The sequence below is a fragment of the uncultured Capnocytophaga sp. genome (genome assembly GCF_938029845.1).
GTDB lineage: Bacteria > Bacteroidota > Bacteroidia > Flavobacteriales > Flavobacteriaceae > Capnocytophaga.
Genome location: NZ_CALHGG010000099.1, coordinates 1 through 4,973 on the forward strand (window position 1 = coordinate 1; position 4,973 = coordinate 4,973).

Annotated in this window: 4 protein-coding genes; 2 read left to right on the plus strand and 2 right to left on the minus strand. The window is 42.5% G+C overall.

What is annotated here, in order from left to right; genetic code table 11:
* Together topA and prfB are read right to left on the minus strand one after the other, a co-directional pair.
* On the minus strand, positions 1-2,010 hold a 2,010-nt coding region (gene topA / locus Q0625_RS07220), incomplete at its 3' end, for a type I DNA topoisomerase (RefSeq protein WP_298825155.1).
* Positions 2,011-2,228: 218 nt separating this feature from the next.
* Positions 2,229-3,326, minus strand: coding sequence for a peptide chain release factor 2 (gene prfB / locus Q0625_RS07225; RefSeq protein WP_298825156.1), 1,098 nt, complete (start codon positions 3,324-3,326; stop codon positions 2,229-2,231).
* Positions 3,327-3,549: 223 nt separating this feature from the next.
* Between prfB and Q0625_RS07230 the strand changes: the two genes are divergently transcribed.
* On the plus strand, positions 3,550-4,173 hold the full coding sequence (locus tag Q0625_RS07230; RefSeq protein WP_298825158.1) for an L-threonylcarbamoyladenylate synthase: 624 nt from the start codon (positions 3,550-3,552) through the stop codon (positions 4,171-4,173).
* Positions 4,174-4,192: 19 nt separating this feature from the next.
* Positions 4,193-4,942, plus strand: coding sequence for a tRNA pseudouridine(38-40) synthase TruA (gene truA / locus Q0625_RS07235; RefSeq protein WP_298825160.1), 750 nt, complete (start codon positions 4,193-4,195; stop codon positions 4,940-4,942).
* The last annotated feature ends 31 nt before the right edge of the window (positions 4,943-4,973 follow it).

The window sequence follows — 4,973 nt, forward strand, 5'->3', positions numbered from 1 at the left end:
AAAGCGGATATAAGGACCAAAACGCCCTATGTTCGCTTCTACCTCCTTACCTTGGAATACACCTAACTTGCGGGGGAGCTCAAAGAGCTTCATGGCTTCTTCAAAGGTAATCGTGTCTATAGACTGGTGAGGCAAAAGGCTGGCAAAGCGGGGTTTCTCCTCGTCCTCTACCGAGCCTATCTGTACCATAGCACCATAACGACCAAGACGCACACTTACGGGCTTTCCTGTAGCAGGGTCAGTACCTAAAAAGCGTTCGCCTGTCTCTCGTACCGCATTTTGCTCTACATCAGTTACAGTAGGGTGGAAAGTATCGTAAAAGCGTCCTACCATCTTTGACCAATCTTCCTTGCCTGAGGCAATATCGTCAAACTCCTCCTCTACCTTGGCTGTAAAATTGTAATCCACAATATTATCAAAGTGGGTGATAAGGAAGTCATTGACAATCATGCCTATATCAGTAGGAATAAGTTTACCCTTATCAGCTCCTACATTCTCGATGAGTTTCTTTTCTTTGATTTCTCCTTTGACCAAGGAGAGTTGTAGGTAAGGACGGCTTTCTCCTTCTATATTACTACGTTCTACATAGCCACGGTTCTGTATGGTGGAGATAGTCGCGGCATAAGTGGAAGGACGACCAATACCAAGTTCCTCTAACTTCTTAACCAAAGAGGCTTCTGTATAACGGAAAGGAGGACGGGTAAAACGTTCTGTGGCTGTGATATTTTTATTTGTCAAAAGCTCTCCTACTTTCATCGCTGGGAGCATACCTTCGTTTTCCTCCTCTTCGTCATCCCGACCTTCAAGATAGACCTTAAGAAAGCCGTCAAAGGTAATCACCTCGCCACTGGCTAAGAATGGTTCGGGGTGGGTACTGGCATTGACTTTCACTTGGGTGCGTTCCAGTTGTGCATCACTCATCTGGGAGGCAATGGTGCGCTTCCAAATAAGTTCATATAAGCGTACTTGGTCTGCTTCGGCTTTTACGGTATGAGCAGCCATATCGGTAGGACGAATCGCCTCGTGTGCTTCTTGGGCACCCTTCGAATGGGAGGTATATTGGCGAGTCTTGCTATATTTTGCTCCGTAGGCATGGGTTATCTCCTGCTGGGCAGCGGCGAGTGCCTCTGGGGATAGGTTTACACTATCGGTACGCATATAGGTGATAAGTCCTGATTCATACAATCGCTGAGCGAGCTGCATCGTCTTGGATACGGAGAAATGGAGCTTACGGGAAGCCTCCTGCTGAAGGGTAGAGGTAGTAAATGGAGGCGCTGGGGATTTTTTGGTAGGTTTGGTCTCCAAACTACCCACTGTAAAGGTAGCTCCTATATTCTGTTGTAAGAATGCGTTGGCTGCTTCTTTGTTAGGGAAGGACTTATTGGTATGGGTCTTGATGAGCTTGCCTTCGGCAGTAAGAAACTCTGCGGTAACCTTATAGGAGGCTTCACTCTTGAAGTCCTGTATTTCACGTTCGCGCTCTACTATTAGGCGTACTGATACCGATTGTACCCGTCCTGCTGATAGCCCCTTGCGTATCTTTTTCCACAGTACAGGAGAGAGTTCATATCCCACTAAGCGATCAAGCACACGGCGTGCTTGCTGGGCATTGACCAAGTTATAGTCTATTCCACGAGGGTTTTTTATGGCGTGTTCTATGGCAGATTTAGTAATGGAGTTGAACACAATACGCTTGGTTTTCTCCTGTGGCAATTTGAGTTCTTCGGCTAAGTGCCACGCTATAGCCTCTCCCTCACGGTCCTCATCGGAAGCTAACCATACAGTATCCACTTTTTTTACTTCTTCTTTTAGGCTTTTTACAAGGCTTCTCTTATCGGCTGAAACCAGATACTGAGGCTTAAAGCCATGCTGTACATCCACCCCTAATTCCTTATCCGGGAGGTCAGCAATATGCCCATAGCTGGACATCACCTTGTAATCATTGCCCAAAAACTTCTCAATGGTTTTTGCCTTGGCAGGAGACTCTACAATTACTAAATTTTTCGCCATCTCTATTAATTGTTAATTGTCAAATTGATAATTGTTTATTTCCCAAATGCCTCAAGTTGTATAAATACCTCTCAGTATTTGGAATCTCTCACATTTCTAACTAAAAAAAGACTTTTCGTCTGTGGGTAGGAGCTACTATAGTACTCATCATTCTATAACGACTAATTTATTAATTATTGACAATTGACCTTTAGCCATTGGCAATTAACCATTAATAATTAATCATTGTTTTGTTGTCCCATAAGCATGAGATATGCCTTTAGAAAGTCATCTAATTCCCCATTCATAACCGCATCTACATTGGTAGTTTCGTAACCTGAGCGAACATCCTTAACGAGCTTATAAGGGTGCATCACATAATTACGAATTTGGCTACCCCATTCTATCTTCATCTTATTGGCTTCTATCTCATCGCGCTTGGCTTGTCGCTTCTTGAGTTCTATCTCATAGAGTTGAGATTTTAGCAATTGCAAGGCTTTGTTTTTGTTGTCCAACTGGCTACGAGTCTCGGAGTTCTCTATAATAATGCCCGTAGGGTGGTGACGGAGACGTACAGCCGTTTCTACCTTATTCACATTCTGTCCCCCTGCCCCACTAGAGCGCATGGTTTCAAAGGAGATATCTGCGGGGTTGATTTCTATTTCTATGGTATCATCGGCCAAGGGGTATACGTAGACCGAGGCAAAGGAAGTATGTCGCTTGGCATTGCTATCAAAAGGCGAGATACGCACCAGGCGATGCACCCCATTTTCTCCTTTGAGATAGCCAAAGGCAAATTCGCCCTCTATTTCAAGGGTTACAGTCTTTACTCCTGCCACATCGCCCTCTTGGAAGTTAAGTTCCTTGACAGAAAAGCCCTGTTTGTTTGCCCACATCATATACATACGCATAAGCATAGAAGCCCAGTCACAGCTCTCAGTACCTCCTGCTCCTGCAGTAATTTGTAAGACCGCACTTAGAGCATCTCCTTCGTCCGAAAGCATGTTACGGAACTCAATATTCTCTATATGATGCAGTGTTTGTCTATAGAAATCCTCCACTTCCTGAGCCGAAATAGCGTCTTCCTTATAAAACTCCAGCATAATTTGGAGTTCTTCCACCATTTCTACTGCCTTTTCGTAATCGGTTACCCATTTCTTTTGGGATTGAATCTTTTGGACCAATAGCTGTGCTTCTTTTGGGTTATCCCAAAAGTTAGGTGCTAAGGTTTTCTCCTCTTCATTGGCAATTTCAATCTTCTTTTTGTCAATCTGGAGATACCTTTCTAAGCGTTCTACTCGTTGGCTAAGTTCCTTGAGTTGGTCTATAGTTACCATTTACGAAAATTTCGGCAAAAGTACGACTTTTTATTTATTATTCTTGAGATAGCTGTTGTTTTTTTCCAAAATATGTCTTAACGATTGATAAAATTAAAAGCAACATACTGAAAATCAAATGTGTGTAAATAAAAATTTTAACGTTCGCCAATTCATGGTTTTAATTATTTATTGTAATTTTGCCCTTAGACCGAAAAATGAAAAATGAATAGCGAAAAGTGTTATGGCAAAATTCATCAAAATATATCCAGAAAATCCCAATGAGCGGGAAATACAGAAGGTCGTGGAGTGCCTCAGAGAGGGAGGAGTAATCATATACCCTACTGATACAGTGTATGGTTTGGGGTGTGATATTACCAATAGCAAAGCTTTGGAACGTATTGCCCACCTTAAAGGTGTGAAGTTAGAAAAAGCTAATTTCTCCTTTGTTTGTGCGGATCTCAGTCATCTTTCAGACTATGTAAAACAAATAGACACCGCTACCTTTAAGCTTCTAAAACGTGCATTACCTGGGGCTTATACCTTTATCCTCCCAGGAAGCAATAACCTTCCTAAGGAATTTAAGAAGAAAAAGACCGTAGGGATTCGTGTGCCTGACAATACAATAGCCCGTGCCTTGGTAGAGAAACTAGGTAACCCAATTGTTTCTTCTTCTATCTATGACGAAGATGAGGTTGTAGAATACACCACCGACCCCGAACTTATCTTTGAGAAATGGCAGGATAAGGTAGATATCGTCATAGACGGAGGCTATGGGGACAATGTGGCTTCCACTATTATAGACCTTTCTAGCGGAGTGCCTGAGCTTATCCGTGAGGGAAAGGGAAGCATAGAAGGACTTTTTTAACTTACTGAAAACAAACATAGTGCGTTATTTTATACGACTCTCCTATAATGGAAAAAATTACAAAGGCTGGCAGCGACAGCCCAAAGCACCTTCGGTACAGGAGGAGATAGAGAACGCCTTGTCATTACTATTACGTACAGAAATTGCCATAGTAGGGGCAGGCCGCACTGATACAGGCGTACATGCGAGGGACTATTTTGCTCATTTTGATCTTGACACTCCCCTACCTGAAAACTTAGTGAACAAACTCAACTCTTTTCTTCCCAAGGAAATAGCTATCAAAGATATTTTCGCTGTTAAAGATGATGCCCATGCTCGCTTTGATGCGATTTCACGTACTTATCAGTATTTCATTTCCTTAGAAAAAGATCCTTTCTTGTACGAGCAACATTATTATGTATATCAGTCCCTTGACCTTATCCAGATGAATAAGGCTTGCGAGATTCTTTTAAGACATACTGATTTTCAGTGTTTTTCAAAAGTAAATACCGATGTCAAAACCTATATCTGTCATCTGACAGAAGCCTATTGGCGACAAGAAGGAGGATTGCTTATTTTTAGAATCACTGCCGACCGATTCTTGCGCAACATGGTACGCGCCATTGTTGGGACGCTTTTGGAGGTAGGAACAGGAAAAATGACCTTAGAAGGATTTGAGCAAGTTTTACTTAGCAAAAACCGCTCCAAAGCAGGGTACTCCGTTCCTGGTCATGCATTGTTCTTGGAGAATATACTTTATAGTGACCAGTCACTAATGACTAGTGACTAATGATTATTATAAGGGCGAATTGCAATTCGCC